Source organism: Actinoplanes italicus (genome assembly GCF_003001815.1).
Lineage (GTDB): Bacteria > Actinomycetota > Actinomycetes > Mycobacteriales > Micromonosporaceae > Actinoplanes > Actinoplanes italicus.
In genome coordinates this window covers 235,948-252,474 of the sequence record NZ_PVMZ01000005.1, presented here as the reverse complement: position 1 = coordinate 252,474, position 16,527 = coordinate 235,948, and the positions used below count along the sequence as shown (strand labels likewise).

At 70.3% G+C, this 16,527-nt stretch carries 11 protein-coding genes and 1 pseudogene; 8 read left to right on the top strand and 4 right to left on the bottom strand.

What is annotated here, in order from left to right; genetic code table 11:
• Positions 1-14: 14 nt before the first annotated feature.
• The gene (locus CLV67_RS15000; protein ID WP_170153870.1) at positions 15-1,616 is read right to left on the bottom strand and encodes a methyl-accepting chemotaxis protein; all 1,602 of its coding nucleotides are present in this window, start codon (positions 1,614-1,616) and stop codon (positions 15-17) included.
• A gap of 97 nt (positions 1,617-1,713) precedes the next feature.
• Positions 1,714-3,747 (bottom strand): family 43 glycosylhydrolase, encoded by a 2,034-nt coding sequence (locus CLV67_RS14995; protein WP_170153869.1) that lies wholly within the window; start codon positions 3,745-3,747, stop codon positions 1,714-1,716.
• Between the two features lie 265 nt (positions 3,748-4,012).
• Here CLV67_RS14995 and CLV67_RS14990 point away from each other — a divergent pair, with 265 nt between their 5' ends.
• From CLV67_RS14990 to CLV67_RS14965, 6 genes are all read left to right on the top strand, one after another.
• A complete protein-coding gene (locus CLV67_RS14990) occupies positions 4,013-5,632 on the top strand; it encodes a glycoside hydrolase family 27 protein (RefSeq protein WP_106318656.1) in 1,620 nt (539 codons plus the stop codon).
• A 19-nt stretch (positions 5,633-5,651) separates the two neighbouring features.
• Positions 5,652-6,986 (top strand): glycoside hydrolase family 43 protein, encoded by a 1,335-nt coding sequence (locus tag CLV67_RS14985; RefSeq protein ID WP_106318654.1) that lies wholly within the window; start codon positions 5,652-5,654, stop codon positions 6,984-6,986.
• Positions 6,983-8,782, top strand: a complete 1,800-nt coding sequence (locus tag CLV67_RS14980) for a family 43 glycosylhydrolase (RefSeq protein ID WP_106318652.1) — start codon at positions 6,983-6,985, stop codon at positions 8,780-8,782. Before CLV67_RS14985 ends, CLV67_RS14980 begins: the two co-directional genes overlap by 4 nt.
• 164 nt (positions 8,783-8,946) lie before the next feature.
• Positions 8,947-10,458: a sigma-70 family RNA polymerase sigma factor gene (locus CLV67_RS14975; RefSeq protein ID WP_106318650.1), complete on the top strand. Its 1,512-nt coding sequence runs from the start codon at positions 8,947-8,949 to the stop codon at positions 10,456-10,458.
• A gap of 168 nt (positions 10,459-10,626) precedes the next feature.
• Positions 10,627-11,061 (top strand): hypothetical protein, encoded by a 435-nt coding sequence (locus tag CLV67_RS14970; RefSeq protein ID WP_106318648.1) that lies wholly within the window; start codon positions 10,627-10,629, stop codon positions 11,059-11,061.
• Positions 11,062-11,084: 23 nt separating this feature from the next.
• Positions 11,085-11,372, top strand: coding sequence for a hypothetical protein (locus CLV67_RS14965; RefSeq protein WP_106318646.1), 288 nt, complete (start codon positions 11,085-11,087; stop codon positions 11,370-11,372).
• Positions 11,373-11,387: 15 nt separating this feature from the next.
• Here the strand turns inward: CLV67_RS14965 and CLV67_RS14960 are convergent, their stop codons facing one another.
• Positions 11,388-14,612: an NACHT domain-containing protein gene (locus CLV67_RS14960; protein ID WP_170153868.1), complete on the bottom strand. Its 3,225-nt coding sequence runs from the start codon at positions 14,610-14,612 to the stop codon at positions 11,388-11,390.
• 125 nt (positions 14,613-14,737) lie between these two features.
• Here CLV67_RS14960 and CLV67_RS51080 point away from each other — a divergent pair, with 125 nt between their 5' ends.
• Together CLV67_RS51080 and CLV67_RS53345 are read left to right on the top strand one after the other, a co-directional pair.
• Positions 14,738-14,920, top strand: a complete 183-nt coding sequence (locus tag CLV67_RS51080) for a hypothetical protein (protein ID WP_146169140.1) — start codon at positions 14,738-14,740, stop codon at positions 14,918-14,920.
• A gap of 130 nt (positions 14,921-15,050) precedes the next feature.
• A pseudogene (locus CLV67_RS53345) lies at positions 15,051-15,686 on the top strand (glycosyltransferase family 2 protein); the annotation flags it as partial.
• A 133-nt stretch (positions 15,687-15,819) separates the two neighbouring features.
• On the opposite strand, the gene CLV67_RS53340 reads toward CLV67_RS53345, so the two are convergent.
• On the bottom strand, positions 15,820-16,518 hold the full coding sequence (locus CLV67_RS53340) for a DUF998 domain-containing protein (protein ID WP_106318640.1): 699 nt from the start codon (positions 16,516-16,518) through the stop codon (positions 15,820-15,822).
• Positions 16,519-16,527: the final 9 nt, after the last annotated feature.

Genomic DNA, 16,527 nt, shown 5'->3' with positions numbered 1-16,527 from the left:
GCCGCCACCGGGAGTCAGTAGCGGAAGTGCGAGACCAGGGCCCGCAGGTTGGCCGACATGCCGGCCAGCTCCGCGGTGGCCTGCTGCGCCTCGGTCACGCCGTGGGTGGTGTGCTGGGCGGCCTCGGCGACCGTCGACACGTTCACGGCGATCGCGTCGGCGGCTTGGGCGGTGTCGGAGACGCTGCGGTTCATCTCGGCGGTGGTGGCGGTCTGCTCCTCGACCGCCGAGGCGATCGTGGTCTGGTAGTCGCTGACCCGCTGGATGACCGCGGCGATCTCGCCGATGGCCGCGACCGCGCTGGTCGTGCCACTCTGGATGGCGTCGACGCGGCGGATGATGTCCTCGGTCGCCCGCGCCGTCTCCTGGGCCAGCTCCTTGACCTCGCCGGCCACGACGGCGAAGCCCTTTCCGGCCTCGCCCGCGCGGGCGGACTCGATGGTCGCGTTGAGCGCCAGCAGGTTGGTCTGCTCCGCGATCGAGGTGATCACCTTGACCACCTCGCTGATCTCCCGTGACGACTCGCCGAGCGACGCGACAGTGGTGTTGGCCGCTTCGGCGGCCCGCACGGCGGTGATCGCGACGGCGGCGGCCTCGCTGGTGGAGTGGGCGATCTCGCGGATCGACGCTCCCATCTGTTCACTGCCGGCTGAGACGGCCTGCACGTTGTTCGACACCTGAGTGGCGGCGTCGGCCACCGTCTGGGCCTGCGCGGCGGACTCTTCGGCCGAGGCGGCGATCTCGGTGGAGGCGGCGGACATCTCCTCGGCCGCGGTGGCCAGTGCGGCCGACGAGTCGTCGATGGTGCGCATCACCCCGCTCAGAGAGGTGAGGGTACGGTCGAGCGCGCCGGCCATCTGTGCCACCTCGTCGCGGCCGGTGACCACGATCGGCGTCGCCAGGTCGCCGTCGGCGAGCAGCTCCAGCCGTTCGCGGACCCGTTCGACGGGCCGGGTCACCGACAGGGTCACCATCACGGCGAGGATCGCGGCGAGCACGACCGCGCCGATCCCCACACCCCAGGTCAGCCGGGTGCCGCTGCGGTGTGCGTTCTCCGCGTCGGCCTTGGCCGTGGCGAACTCGCTGTCGGCGGTGGCGGCCGTCGCGTCGAGCAGGTCACCGATCTGTTTGAAGAGCTCGATCGAGCGGCCCATCACGAGGGCGCTGGCCGCCGCGTCGTCGTCGGCGGTGTAGAGCCGGGCCACCTGGTCGTCGATGGTCAGGAACTCGTCCAGCAGGCCGTTGATCTGCTCCAAGTCGTCGTGGGCCGCGTCGCTGGGGGCCAGTTCGGCTGCGTCCGCGGTACGCCGGCGGAACGTGTCGACGGTGGCGAGGAACTCCGACCGGGAGGCTCCGCTGTCCGAGGCGGCGCCGGGAAGGTCGCGTACGGCATCGAAGGCGTACGCCGTCTGCCAGCCGTTGAAGTCGGCGGCGGAGTACTTCGCGTCCTTGACCGTGGCGACGAACTGCTGGGCGAGTTCCATCCGATCGGTGGCGTCGTGCTGGCTCGACGACGTCGCGAGCGCCTCGGACATCATCACCAGCATGAGCCCGACGACCACGGCGAAGGCCACCGTCAGGCGCACGCCGAGTCGCATGCGGGTCAGGACCGTCATCTCGTCATGATCGTCCCTGCGGCCCGTCCGGCGAGCCGGTTCCGGCTTCAGCCGATGAACCGGTGGCCTTCCGTGGCCGCAGGGACGCATGTGTCCGTCAGGGAGCGGTCATGTCGAACCTGTTGACCGTGACCGACCCGCCCAGTGCCTGAGTGGCGTAGTTGAACATCGCGAACCGGTAGCCCATGAAGAACTGCCAGGCGTTGTTGAGCGTGAACGCCGGTCCGAGGTTGGTGAAGGTGCTGCCGTTCGTGCTGTAGGAGAACGTGGCCGTACGCCCGGAGCCCGGCCGGATGTCGGCGGAGACCCGCAGCCAGATCTTCCCGCCCGAGACGTTCGCGCCGGCCGCCTCACTGCCGGTGCCCGTGGTGGCCCAGCTGGAGTTCATGGTGAGGCCGTTGGTCATCGAGACCCGGGTGACGCCGTTGTCCTTGCGGATGCCGATCCACGCCGACTGATCGCGCAGCATCGCCAGCCCGGACCTGTCGCCGTTGGCCATCTGCGAGTAGTCGAGCTCGATGGTGGCGGTCGACGACGGGCCCTGGATGCGGTGGGTGAGTGTGTTGCGTGCGCTGTACAGGTCGTTGGTGACCGTCGCGGTGGACAGCCGCAGCCCGTTGCCGACGCTGAACTTGCTGGTGTCGGGGTTGTGGTTCCACTCCCAGCGGTGGCCCAGGCTGGTGAACGTGTCGGAGCCGATCATCGGCTGCACGGTCTTGGAGGTGGTGATGTTCGGCTTCGGGTAGGTGGCGCCCCAGCGTCCGTTGACGGTGGTCAGCACCGGCCAGTCGTTGCTCCAGGTGATCGGGGCCAGCGTCGGCATCCGCCCGCCGGGGTACGCGTCGGTGAACGCCATGTACCACCAGTCACCCGCCTGCGTCTGGACCAGGCCGCCCTGGTGCGGCACGCCGCCGCCGGAGATGGGGCCGGGCAGATCGAGAAGGACCTGGCGCTGCTCGTACGGGCCCCACGGGCTCGTCGACCGCAGCACGTACTGGCCGTTCGCGGGGCGGGTCAGCCAGATGTAGTAGTAGTTGCCCCGCTTGTACATGCGGGCGCCCTCGAGGGTGCCGATGTTCGACGGGGTCTGGTACACCGTCTGCGCCCGCACCTGGGCGGTGAGATCCGAGTTCAGCTGCGCGACGCTGATCGTGCCGTTGCCGTAGGCGACGTAGGGGACGTCGTTGTCGAACATCAGCCCGGCGTCGTAGTAGCAGTTGTTGATCCGGGCCTTCTTCGACCAGGCGCCGTCGACCGCGCCGGCGGTGTAGACGTAGGTGCGGTTGAACTCGGTGCAGCCCAGCCAGTAGTACGTGCTGTTGCTCGGCCGGTAGTTCAGAGTCGACGCCCAGATGCCCTTGACGTAGGCACGGCCGCCGGACAGGTCGTAGGCGGAGGAGTCGAAGTCCAGTCGCGGCACCGAGTGTCCGGCGTACTCCCAGTTGACCAGGTCGTAGGAGCGCAGGATCGGCGCACCCGGCGAGTAGTGCATGGTCGACGCCGAGTAGTAGTAGGCGTCGCCGACCCGGATGATGTCGCCGTCGGCGAAGTCCTGCCAGACGACCGGGTTGGTGAAGGTCCCGGCCGGCGGCTGGGTCGTCCCGCCGAGCTTGACGAGCTGCCACTGCTGGTTGGCGCCGTTCCAGTCGGAGTACTGGACGATGTTGGCGTTGTCAGCGGTGGACGCGCCCTGCACCTCGACGGCCTTGCCGCTGTTGCGGCCGATCAGCTGGATGTAGCCGTCGATGTCCTGGATGCTGAACTGCTGGTTTGCGGCGTTGTTGTCGGTCCACTGCACGATGGCGCCGCCGTCGGCGGTCGAGTTGCCGGAGACGTCGAGGACCTTGCCGGAGTGCTTGGACCTGAGCCGGTAGTAGCCGCCGCCGGAGTCGACGAACTGCCACTGCTGCTGCGCCTGGTCGTTGCGGCTCCACTGGGTGATCCGGGCGCCGTCGCCGGTGGCCAGGTTGTAGACGTCGAGGGCCTTGCCGCTGTTGCGGTTGACCAGCACGTACGAGGCGCTGGTGTCGATCGTCGCGGCTGACGCGACGGGCGCCCCGGCGATGACGGCGGCCGTCGCCGTGAGGACGGCGGCCAGGACGAAGCCCAGCCGCCTGCGCACTCTGCTCATGGGGATGCTCCTAGCCTGTTAGCGTTAACAAGATAGAACGGCAGTAATTGCGCGAGATATTGCCAGATGATTTCGACTCGCTCAAGCGGTGGCCGTCAATCTGGCTGCGACGCATCGGCATAGCCGGGCGTAACACTTTTCAGTGCCGCATTCTGCGGCTACGAAATACACCGGAAACCTTGCGACCGGTCAGCCGCCTCTGTAATCCTTCACTCGAGTTCACCTATGTGAGCGCTCACAAGCAGAACCGGAGAAGGAGCAGTCGATGAGAACCCTCAGCCGCCTCGCTGCGGCGATCCTTCTGACCGTCGCCGCAGCGGTCAGCGTGCCCGTGACGGCCGCGCAAGCCCTCGACAACGGTGTCGGGCGGGTGCCACCGATGGGCTTCAACACCTGGAACACCTTCGGGTGCAACATCGACGAGAACCTGCTGCACCAGACCGCCGACGCCATGGTCAGTTCCGGCATGCGCGACCTCGGCTACAAGTACGTGGTCGTCGACGACTGCTGGTTCGACCCGAACCGCGACTCCGCCGGCAACCTGCGCGCCAACGCGCAGCGCTTCCCGAGTGGAATGAAGGCCCTCGGCGACTACCTGCACGCCCGTGGCCTGCTGTTCGGCATCTACCAGGTGCCGGTCGACAAGACCTGCGCGCAGTACTTCAACTCGTATCCGGGCGCCACCGGCAGCCGTGGCCACGAGTACCAGGACGCCGCGACCTTCGCCTCGTGGGGTGTCGACTTCCTCAAGTACGACTGGTGCTCACCCACCGGTACCATCGACGACCAGGTCCGCACCTTCGCGATCATGCGTGACGCGCTGCGCGCCACCGGCCGGCCGATCTTCTACAGCATCAACCCGAACAGCATCCACGAGAAGACCGGGCCCCGCCGCAACTGGAGCGACGTGGCCAACATGTGGCGCACCACCGAGGACATCACCAACACCTGGAACTCGGGCCAGACCAACGGTTACCCGATGGGCATCCAGAACATCGTCGACGTGACCGTGCCGCTGTCCCACTACGCCGCTCCGGGCGGTTTCAACGACCCCGACATGCTCGAGGTCGGCAACGGCGGCATGAACGACACCGAGATGCGCAGCCACTTCGCGTTGTGGGCGATGATGGCGTCCCCGCTGATCGCCGGCAACGACGTGCGCTCGATGTCGGCCGCCACCCGTACCATCCTCACCAATCCCCGCCTGATCGCGTTCAACCAGGACACTCTCGGCCTGCAGGCCCGGCAGGTCTCCTTCGACGGCACCCGCCGGGTGCTCGCCAAGCCGCTGGCCAACGGTGACGTCGCGGTCGCGCTGTTCAACCAGGGTGGCAGCACCACCACGATCTCGACCACCGCGGCCGCGGTCGGCCGCAGCGGCAGCTCCTTCACCCTCGTCGACGCGTGGACCGGTGGTACCAGCACCACCACCGGCACGATCAGCGCGTCCGTCCCGGCGCACGGCACCGCCGTGTACCGGCTCAGCGGGGGAGGCGTCCAGCAGCCCACGGCCACCACCCTGGTCAGCGAGTCGTCGGGCCGCTGCCTCGACGCCCCGAACGGTGCCACCAGCAACGGCACCCAGCTGGTGATCTGGGACTGCAACGGCGGCGCCAACCAGAACTGGACCGTCAGTGGCCAGGCGCTGCAGGTTCTCGGCAAGTGCCTGGAGGCTCCGTCCGGCGCCGCCGCGGGCACCCGCGTCCGGCTCTGGGACTGCAACGGCTCCGCCGGGCAGCAGTGGGAGATCCGCTCGGACAACACCGTCCGCAACGCGGGCACCGGGTTCTGCCTGGACGTCGACCGCAACCTGACCGCCAACAACACCGCGGTCCTGCTGTGGCACTGCTCGAGCGCCGTCAACCAGCGGTGGATCCGGCGCTGACCCGCCTCCAGGAGAACCCATGATGCCCCGGAGATCCTCGACTCTCGACGCCGACGGCGCCGCCACCACCGCGTACGCCTTCGTGTACTTCACCGAGACGCCGAACCAGTCCGGAGCGAGCTACGGCCTGCACCTGGCCGTCAGCCGCGACGGTCTGCACTGGTCACCGCTGAACCAGAACCAGCCGGTGACCACGCCCACCTCCGGGCAGCAGGGACTGCGTGACCCGTTCGTCCATCGCAAGCAGGACGGCACGTTCGTGGTGGCGGCCACCGACCTCAAGGGCCTCGACCTCGGTCGCAACAGTCAGTACCTGCACATCTGGGACTCCGCCGACCTGGCGAGCTTCACCGGGTACCGGCACGTCCGCATGCACACCATGAACACGCACACCTGGGCTCCGACGATCTTCTGGGACGCCGGCCGCCGCCGGTACGGCATCGCCTACTCGGCGGCCGGCGGCGGCCGGGACGTCCTGATGGTCAACTACACCGGCGACTTCCGTACGGTCAGCACGCCCCAGGTCCTCTTCGACCCCGGCTTCCCCGTCCTCGACGGCGACATCGTCGTCGACGGCGGCACCACGTACCTCTTCTACAAGAACCTCGCCGACGGCAACACCTACGGCGCCCGGTCGCCGACCGGCGCGCCCGGCAGTTTCACCACCTACACGACCGGCCTGCGGCAGGGCAACGCCATGGAGGCGCCGCTGCTGGTCAAACGGAACGACGGCACCGGCTGGTGGCTGTGGGGCGACGGGTTCTCCCTGGTCGGCAACGAGCTCCACGCGTGGGCCGGCAGTTCCGTCGACGGCAGCGCCTGGACCCTGCTGAACCAGCGCGACTACACCCCGCCGCTCAATGCCAAGCACGGCTCGATCGTCGGCATCACCGACGCGGAGTACGACGCCATGACGGCCCGCTGGGGCCTGCCCGCCTGGACCCGGCTGAAGTCGTGGAACTTCCCCGACCGGTACGTGCGGCACTACAACGGCAGCATCCGGCTCGACGCCTACCCGTTCGACCCGCATCAGGACCAGCTGTGGCGCACGGTCCCCGGACTCGCCGGCAGCGGCGGCGTCTCGTTCGAATCGATCAACCGGCCGGGCCACTACCTGCGGCGCAGCGGCGTCCAGACCCGGCTCGACCCCGACGACGGCACTGCGGCGTTCCGCGCCGACGCCACCTTCATACGCAGTACCGGACTCGCCGACCCTGGAGGGACTTCCTTGCGCTCCTACAACCTGCCGACCCACTACCTGCGTCATTCCGGGTACGTCCTGCGCCTCGATCCGCTCGGTGCCACGTTGAACTCGACCGACCGGCACGACGCGACCTTCCGGTTCGTGTCATGAGGGCCGCGTTCGCCGTCGTCGCCGTGCTCGTCGCGGCACTGCTGCCCGCCCCGGCACGGGCCGACAACCCCATCGTCCAGACCATCTACACCGCCGACCCGGCCCCGCTGGTGCACAACGGACGGCTCTACGTCTACACCGGCCACGACGAGGACGGCTCCACGTACTTCACCATGCGTGACTGGCGCGTCTACTCGACCACCGACATGGCCAACTGGACCGACCACGGCTCCCCGATGAGCCTGGCCACGTTCAGCTGGGCCAGCGCCGACGCGTGGGCCGGGCATGTCACTGAACGCAACGGCCGGTTCTACTGGTACGTGCCGGTCAAGAACCGTGCCACCGGCCGGATGGCGATCGGCGTCGGCGTGTCCAGCAGCCCCACCGGACCGTTCACCGACGCGATCGGCCGTCCCCTGGTGGAGAACGGCGAGATCGACCCGAACGTCATGATCGACGACAACGGCCAGGCGTATCTGTACTGGGGCAACCCCAACCTCTGGTACGTCCGGCTGAACACCGACATGATCAGCTACTCCGGCAGCGCGACCCAGATCCCGCTGACCACCGCCGGTTTCGGCGCCAGGAGCGGCAACACCAGCAGGCCGACGCTGTACGAGGAAGGGCCGTGGGTCTACAAGCGCAACGGCCTGTACTACAACGTCTTCGCCGCCGAGTGCTGCTCGGAATTCATCGGTTACTCCACCGCGCCCGGCCCGACCGGGCCGTGGACGTACCGCGGAACCGTCATGCCCCGCCAGGGCGGCAGCTTCACCAACCACGCCGGCGTCATCGACTACAACGGCGGGTCGTACTTCTTCTATCACAACGGCGCACTGCCCGGCGGCGGCGGATTCACCCGGTCCGTGGCAGTGGAACGATTCACCTACCGATCCGACGGCACCATTCCGACGATCAACATGACCACCGCCGGGCCGCCGCAGATCAGCTCCCTGAACCCGTATGTGCGGCAGGAGGGCGAAACGACGGCCTGGGCCTCGGGTGTCGAGACCGAACCCGTCTCCGGCGGCGGCATGGGCATCGGCTACGCCGACAACGGCGACTACCTCAAGGTCAAAGGCGTGGCCTTCGGTACGGGTGCAGGCTCGTTCCAGGCGCGGGTCGCCTCCGGCGCGAGTGGCGGCCGGATCGAGGTGCGCCTGGGCGGCCCGACCGGAACCCTGGCCGGGACCTGCGCCACGGGCGGCACCGGAGGCTGGCAGAACTGGACCACGGTCACCTGCCCGATCACCGGCGCCTCCGGCACCCAGGACCTCTACCTGCGCTTCGCCGGCGGCAGCGGCTCACTGCTCAACCTCGACTGGTGGCAGTTCACGCCTACCGGCGGCGGCAGCACGAACCTGCTCGTCAACGGCACCGCCGAGAACGGCACCGACGGCTGGCAGGTGTTCGGCGGCGGCACCCTGTCGGCGAGCACGTCCGCGGTCCGCAGCGGGACGCGGTCGCTGGCGATCACCGGGCGCACCGCCGCCTGGAACGGCCCGGCCCAGGAGGTGACCAGCCGGCTCGCCAACGGCGGCACGTACCGTACGAACATCTGGGTCCGTTCCCAGAGCGGCACCCCCAGCGCCAAGGCCACGCTGGCGCTGACCACCGGTTCCACGACGAGCTACGTGCAGATGACACCGGCGGCCACGATGAACACCGGTGGATGGACACTGCTGACCGGCACCGCCACGGTGTCCTGGACCGGAACCCTGTCGCGGGCCGTCCTCTACGTGGAGACGGCCGCTGGAACCGACGGTTTCCACGTGGACGACGCCTCCCTGGAATAGAACCGGAGAATCCGCCGGGAAACGGGAGCGCGACGACCGTACGCCAATTATGGGTTGGCATTTGTCGCGGACGAGAAAAAAGTAAAGCACCTATCATGTACGCGATATCTGCCATTAACATGGGTGCTCGCCGGAAAGTACGGGCGCAGTGACGGGGAGCACGGGTGAAGGTAGGTGGCGGCGGGGCCGGAAGCCACGCCCGTCTGGGAGACGCCGGCCGGCACGACGCCGTAACAGAAATCCGGACCGAACTCACCGACCTGGTGGTCGCGGCCCGCGGCGGTGACCGGCACGCCGAGCAGCAACTGCTCGCCGCCCACCTGCCCATGCTCTACCGCATCGTGGGCCGGGCCCTCGGCGGTCACGCCGACGTCGACGACGTCGTCCAGGAGACCGTGCTGCGGGCGCACCGGGACCTGCCGTCCCTGCGTGCGCCCGCCAGCTTCCGGTCCTGGCTGGTCGCCATTGCCATGCGGCAGACCAGCAGCCGGCTGCGGGCCTGGCAGCAGGACCGGGAGCGGACCGCGGCACTCGACGACGCCACCGACATCGCGGACCCGGACGCCGAGTTCGCCGAGGTCACCCTGCTGCGTCTGGGCATGTCCGCCCAGCGGAGGCAGGTCGCCCACGCCGCCCGCTGGCTCGACCACGACGACCAGGACCTGGCCGCGCTGTGGTGGCAGGAGCTGATGGGCGACCTCAGCCGGGCCGACGTGGTCGCCGCGCTCGGGATCGGCGCGGCGCACGCCCGCGTCCGGCTCCAGCGGATGCGCCACCAGCTGGAACTGAGCCGGCACCTGGTGGCCGCGCTCGAGTCCGAGCCGCCGTGCCCGGAACTCGAGGCCCTGACCAGCGGCTGGGACGGCGTTCCGGGCCCGCGGTGGCGTAAACGCTTCGCCAGGCACGTCCGCGACTGCCCCCGATGCGCGACGGCCCGTTCCGGTCTCATCCCGGTGGAGCGCCTCCTGCTCGGCGGCGCCTCGCTGGCGCTGGTGCCGATCGGTGACCCCGCGGCGACCGCCGGAGCCGTCAAGACGGCCGGAGCGGGGGCGGGCAGCTGGCTCTCCCACCTCGGCGCCGTCAAGGTGGCGGCCGTCGTGGCGGTCGGCGCCACCGTCTCCGGCGGTGCGTTCCTGGCCCTGCCCGGCGACTCGCCGGACCGGTCGTCGACCGCGCCCGTGGTGCGACAGACCCCCGGCCCGCAGTCGTCCGCCCCCCAGTCGTCCGCCCCGCAGCCGTCCGTGCCGCCGGCGTCGGCCGCCGGACCCGTCGTCATCCCGGCGGGCCGCGTGGTCATCCGCCCGGCCGGGCAGTCCGCCGCGGCCGTCAAGCTGGATGGCGAGGACCTGGTGACCACCACCGGCGCCGCGACCCGGTTCACGGTGTCGCCGGGCCTGTCCAACCCCGCCTGTGTCTCCCTGCGCACCGCGGACGGCCGCTACGTCCGGCACTCCTCGTTCCGGCTCGTGGTCGCCCCGGCCGACGACCGCCAGCTGTTCCGGCAGGACGCGACCTTCTGCGCCCAGCAGGGCCCCGAGGCGGGAACGGTCCGCCTCACCTCGGCGAACTACCCCAACCGTTTCGTACGGGAGTTCAACGGCCGCTTCCAGCTCGACCTGATCCAGCCCGGCGCCGGATACGTCGAGGACACCACGTTCACCCTCACCACCACCTGATACACCGGGCCCGTCCGGGGCCCGCGGAACGGCTCCGCCGATCGGCCGGACTTCGACTCTGATCGTCCGTCCGGTATGGCCTCACCGTGGCGCAGGCATCCATGCTCTTGACTGCCTGTGCCCTCGCCTGGTCGGGGGCGTCCCGTTCGTCGACGCCTGGGAGACACCGTGTCCTACCAGTCCGGCCCCGCCCACCAGCCCACCGAGGGCACGACGCCGCCCCCGCCGGCCAGCCGCCGGACTGCAGTCATCATCGGTGTCGTTATCGGTGTCGTGGTGGCCGTCGCCGCAGCGGCCGGCGCCTACGGCTACCTGGCCAACGGTGACCAGCTCGCCGCCGCGAAGACCACATGCGCCCGGGACGACGCCGCGGCCCGGGTCACCGACGGCGGTGACACCCTCGTCGTCCACGGCCGGCCCGGTGCCGGCTACGACATGATGGTGTGCGTCCTGCAGGAGTTGAACGCGACCGAGGCGGTCCGGCGGCATCTCGACGAGACCCGGTCACGGGACGGCCGGCAGACGGACGAGTGGCCGGGGTTCAAAGCGGTGTGGACCTACAGCGGGAACGACGGCTTGAGCCTGACGATTCAGGCGGCCTGACCGGCCCGGAAAGGTACCGGGCGGTGCCGCGCACGCATCTGACCGGCATGTACCTCGGATGGGACTTCGAGTTCCCGTACGCGCACACGTTCTCCTCGGCCGGCGAGCGGATCGACCCGATGGACCACCACGACAAGGGTTTCGTCGGCACCACCGGCCTGTGGGACGCGCTGCCCGCCCTGCGCACCCTGACCGTCGAGGGTGTCCTGCTGTTCCACTGGATCGGCGGTACGGCCCTGGCCGACCTGCGGCTGCGTGGCGCGGTCATCTCCGACGGCGACGTCTGGCCGGATCGGAGCCGGGCTTCGTGACCCTGCCGGGCCGAGCTATCCGGGCCGGGCCCGGTGTCCTGACGCGAGCTCGGCGATCGCGGCCCTGGCGTCGGCGTGCCGGCCGGGGTCGATCTTGGCGAGACGCTGCGCCGCCCGCCGCCGGACGGGGACGTCGATCTCGGGATCGTTCATCAGGGCATTCAGGTGGTCGCCGGCCGTCGCGAGGTCGGCGTGGCTGAACCTGCCCAGCTCGTACGCGACGTCGACCTTGGCCGACGGCTCCACCTCCGGATGAGCCAGTAGCGCGGCCAGGCCGGCAGCCACCTCGGCCGCATGGTGATCGAGGCGCGTGCGGGCGAGGATCCGGGCGACCTCGGCGCGGTCGGCGGGCCTGACGGTGCCGGAGTCCATCAGCGCCCGCAGTGTGGTCACGACTGCCCGCTGATCCTCGTGCCTCAGTTCCAGGAGCCAGTGCCCGGCCTCGACCCGGACCGGAGCCTCGGCCTCGCCGTCCGTCAGCACCGCACGCAGTTCCGCGAGAGCGTCGGGCTGGAACTCCGTCGTGATGTGGACGAGGCCGACGGCCGCGGCCACGCGGAGCGCCGGGGTGGACGCGGCCGCCATGGTGCGCAGCCGCTCCACCGCTTCGCCGCGCAGGCGTGGGTCGAGCCGGACGAGGCAACGGACGGCGGCCTGCCGATCCCCCGGCCGGGCACCGGCATCCGCGGCGATCCGGCGCAGCACGGCGATCGCGTCATCCTGGGCCTCGGCGTCCACCGCGTAGAGCGTGTCGGCGGCGCGGACGAGAACGCCGAGGTCGTCGCACGGTTCGGCGAGTATCCGGCGGAGCGCCTCGGCGGCTTCGTCGTGGAAGTCGACGCCGAGGTAGGTGAGGGCGCCGGCGATGCGCTGGCGGTCTTCCGGGGTGGCACCCGGGTCGGCGAGGATGCCGCGGAACGTCGCGACGGCCGTGGTCCAGAATCGCCGGGGCAGCACGGCGAACCCGTAGACGGTGGCGGCCACGGACATGGCGTCGGCGGCGGGATCGGCGAGCACGGCGTCGAGCGCGGCGGCCGCCTCCTCCTGATAGTCCCGGCCCAGCATCGCGAGGCCGCGGGCGGCCCACTGCCGTTCCAGTGCCGAGGTGCACGGGTCGCTCGTCATGGTTCGCAGGGACTCGGCCGCCTCCGCCTCGAGGTGTGGGACCCCCGACCAGACCAGCCTGGTCGCGGCCTGAAATCGGGCGTCCGGGTGGGCGTGGGGATCGGTCAGCACGGAACGCAGAAGGTGGATGCCCTCGTCCTGGAACTCCGGTGCCAGTCTGAAGAGTCCGCTTCCGGCAAAACACCGTGCCCAACCCGCGTCGACCGGCTGGTCATCACGGGCGAGCGCACGCAGGGAATCGGCGGCGTCGTGCACGGTGTGCCCCGGTAGGCGAACGAGCGCCTCGATGGCGGACGCCCGGACCCAGCTCGGTGACGTCGGGTTGTCCGCGATCCGGGTCAGTGCCGACACCCCGATGGGGTCGATGCGGGCGAGATCCGCCAGCAGCCAGGTCGGTTGCCCGTCGTCGCGCTGGGTGATTTCGTGCTCGACGTCCGCGACGGCCGCACGGCGCTGGGCGACGGTTCCGGGCAGACCGTTACCGAGCAGGTGCGCCGCCAGCTGCCGATGGCGCCAGGGCCCGTTCAGCAGCCAGTCCATCATGGGCGGGACGACGCCGGGGTGCATGCGTGCGTAGTGGATGACGGTGCTGGTGTCCAGGGGCGTCGTGAAGTCGGCGGCTCGGTCGACGAGTTGGAGCAGGGCGGCGTGGGTGGGATCGAAATGCTCCGGCAGCTGCCGGGCTCGCTCGGCGGCCGCGAAGTGCTCAGCGAAGGAGAAGTGCAGGAACTCCCAGCGTCGCCCGTGCCGGACCAGGAGGCCGCTGCGGGTGAGCAGGTCCTCGGCGCGGATCTCGAAGTCCGGTGGCCGGCGCTCGCCGTTCCGCTCCTGTTTCGTGAGCCACGCCAAGGCGACGTCGAGCAACGGCTCGTCGGATTCGATCTGCGCGGCACCCAGCTGTTCGAGCAGCCGGTCGTAGTGCTCGGGCCGCACAGCGCCGGGGGGACCGGCAGCGGCCTTGGCCAGAGCCTGGGCTGTGTAACGCTCGTACAGGTCGAAGCGGCGCAGCGGCAGCGGCCGGTCGGGATCGTGCTGGAACACCACGGCCGTCACGGCGGCCATCAACGGAACCCGGATGAGTTCCAGCAGGCCGGCCGTGGCCGCCTCGCGGAGGAAGTGGTGTGCCCGGTCGCGGTCCGGTGCGAACCATCGAGCGGCGAAGACGTCGAGTGCTTCGGTGTCGAGGGGCTCGAGAGCGTACTGTGCGCTGCTGTCCAGCTGGTCCAGTTCCGCGGACTGCAACGGTCGTGTGGTGACCAGCACCCGGTGGGGCGCGTTCGGCTCCGCCATCCGCCCGGCCAGCACGTCGAGCAACCGGGCGCGCCGACCCGGGTCCGGGATCTCGTCGAGCCCGTCGATCAGCAGCAGCCACTCCACGCCGCCGACGAGGTCCGCCACCGACGACGGTTCGGGGACCCGATCGAGGTGCCCACCCAGTTCGGCGGCGACCGCGTGCACCAGCGCCGTGGGCCACGAGACGCTGAGGTCGCCGGCCAACTGGCGTGCTGTCACCCGCAGGGGCAGGACCGGAGGCAACTCGTCGCCGGTCACGTGGCCGAGCCAGCGCCGGGCGAGCCGCCCGGTCAGCTCCAGCGTCAAGGTCGACTTTCCCTGACCGGGCCCACCGACCAGGACCAGGTGCCGATCGCGGGCCAGCGCGCTCTCCAGTGAGCAGGCGGCGCCCTGCCTCGCACCCAGCATCTGCCGGACGTATACGGCGGACAGAGCCGGCCTTCGTGGCCCGAACAGCTGGTAGGGAAGAGCCTCCGCGGCGCGCGCCTGCGCCCGCATCAGGTCGGCGACGACCGCCGGCAGGACGGGCACCGCATCCCAGCCGGCGACCGTCGCGGACGGGCGGACCCGCTCCGCCGCGATCCGGACCCGCTGTGCCTGCCTGGCCGCCACCCAGAGACGGCGCGCCTCTTCCTCCGGCACGTCGAGGACGGTGGCGATCTGCCACGCCGTGCCCCAGGCGGGCAGGTAGCGGGCGCGGAACGTCTCCGAGAGCTTGCTCGCCGAGACATGGGCACGATGCGCCACCTGGACCTGCGTCAGTCCCGAGACCAGGTGCGCGGTGGCAAGCAGGTCCGCGAATTGCTGCTCGGCCGGGCTCACCACGGCGTCCCTCACGGAGTCGGCGGGTTCCGGGAATGTTGCCGGTATCTTCCCACGCGCCAGGGAAGCCCTCCACCCCTTGCAGGCTGTCCACATTCCGCACCGGCGAATCTGGGGGAGCCCTCATGACATCGGATTTGATCACCTTGATCCCTGTGGCGGCGGGCCTTGTCACCACGCTGCTGGCCCGGTCGCTGGTGGCCTGGGTCGAGGTACGGGGCCGCATCCGCTCCCTGCGCATCGCCCTGCGTGGCACGGACCCGGAACAGCGCGCCGAGATCATCCGAGCCCTCAGGGAACGGCCGTGATCTCGAGCGGCAGCCGTGGAACACCGGGCGGCGGGCGAGGGCCGCAGCCCTCCTCGCGGATGAGATCTCGAAGTCGTCCTGTCCGCGGAGAGGCCCCGTGACGGGCCTCTGATGTCGTCGTCCATGGTGGATGCTGGACGCCGTGATCAGTAGGCTGCCGGCGAAATCCTCCCTGAACGCCTTCGGCCGGGGCGCATCGGTGTCTATCTCTGTCGTGGTGCCGGTCTACAACGAGGAACACTTCCTGCGGGCCTGCCTCGACGCGGTTCTCGGGCAGCGGGAGCCCGTGCATGAGGTGATCGTGGTCGACAACGGTTCCGACGACGGCACGATCAGGATCCTGGAGGAGTACGCGAACCGCGTCACCGTCTTGCACGAGCCGAGACGCGGCGTCCAGCACGCACGCAACCGTGGCCTGGACGCGGCGACCGGCGACGTGATCGGGCGCATCGACGCCGACACGCGGCTGACGCCGGGCTGGTCACAAGGGGTCCGGGAGACGTTCGAGGACCCGGAGGTGCAGGCGGCCACCGGACCGGTCACCTACTACGACGCGGCGCTGTCGCGGCTGATCGACGGCGGCGACGCCCTCTTCCGGCGGATCTGGAGCAGCGGCTCCGTCGACTGGCTGCTCGGCGCCAACATGGCGATCCGCGCGCCGGCCTGGCGGCGGGTCCGGCCGGTGCTCTGCGACGACGCCGGGGTGCACGAGGACATCGACCTCGGTATCCACCTGCACGCCGAGGGCTCGACCATGGTGCTGGCGGCCGGGATGCGGGCGGGAACCTCCGCGCGGCGGATCGCGAACCGGTTCGGCGCCTACCGCGACTATGTGCTGATGACCGAGCGGACCTACCGGCGTCATGCGGGACGGTCCCGGTCGTACGCCCGCGCCTGGCTCACCGCCCGCGTTCAGTTCCTGCTGTTCCCGGTGCTGCGTCTGGCGTACGCCCTGGCCCAGCCCCGCCCGTGGGCGAGCATGCGCGGTGACGGCGGCCGGAAGAATCCCATGCTGCCCGGCCGCTGACCAGGCCGATCCAGCCGAGCCCGGCGAACAGCGCGACGCGTTCCAGCAGTCCGCTCGGGGTACGCGGCAGCACGCCGGCGGCGTCCAGCAGCACCAGCACGGTCGCCGCCGTGAACAGCACCGTCACGACGGCCGCGAGCGGCCGGGCCACCCGTCGCGGGCCGAGCCGGGCGACCGCCGCGATGCCGGCGACGGCCAGCGTGACGGAGATCATCTGATGGATCAGGCCGCGTGTCGTGTGTTCGATCGGCACTCCCGGCGGGAAGTCCAGGCCGGCGTCGGTGCGTACGACGGCCAGCGAGACGAGGGCCAGCCCGCACCACGCGACCAGTCCGGCGGCCGGCCGATCGGCCTTCCCGCGGAGTCCGAAACCGCACAGGATCAGCCAGAGTCCGCAGGTCGCGAGGTTGAGCGTGCCGCGCCAGCCGTGCTCGCCGAGCGACAGCTGGCTGATCCAGTTGCGCGTGTCGTCGTAGCCGGGGCGGGTCAGGCCGTCGACGGTGCTCACCACGATCATCTGCACCGCGGCGAGCACGCCGAAAGCCGGCAGCACCCATCGCACGCGGTCCATCGGCCCGAG

Excerpts from the sequence above, each read along its gene's own strand:
- CLV67_RS14995 (WP_170153869.1), bottom strand. The coding sequence starts at position 3,747 with ATGAGCAGAGTGCGCAGGCGGCTGGGCTTCGTCCTGGCCGCCGTCCTC.
- CLV67_RS53340 (WP_106318640.1), bottom strand. The coding sequence starts at position 16,518 with ATGGACCGCGTGCGATGGGTGCTGCCGGCTTTCGGCGTGCTCGCCGCG.
- CLV67_RS15000 (WP_170153870.1), bottom strand. The coding sequence starts at position 1,616 with ATGACGGTCCTGACCCGCATGCGACTCGGCGTGCGCCTGACGGTGGCC.
- CLV67_RS14980 (WP_106318652.1), top strand. The coding sequence starts at position 6,983 with ATGAGGGCCGCGTTCGCCGTCGTCGCCGTGCTCGTCGCGGCACTGCTG.
- CLV67_RS14990 (WP_106318656.1), top strand. The coding sequence starts at position 4,013 with ATGAGAACCCTCAGCCGCCTCGCTGCGGCGATCCTTCTGACCGTCGCC.
- CLV67_RS51080 (WP_146169140.1), top strand. The coding sequence starts at position 14,738 with ATGACATCGGATTTGATCACCTTGATCCCTGTGGCGGCGGGCCTTGTC.
- CLV67_RS14985 (WP_106318654.1), top strand. The coding sequence starts at position 5,652 with ATGATGCCCCGGAGATCCTCGACTCTCGACGCCGACGGCGCCGCCACC.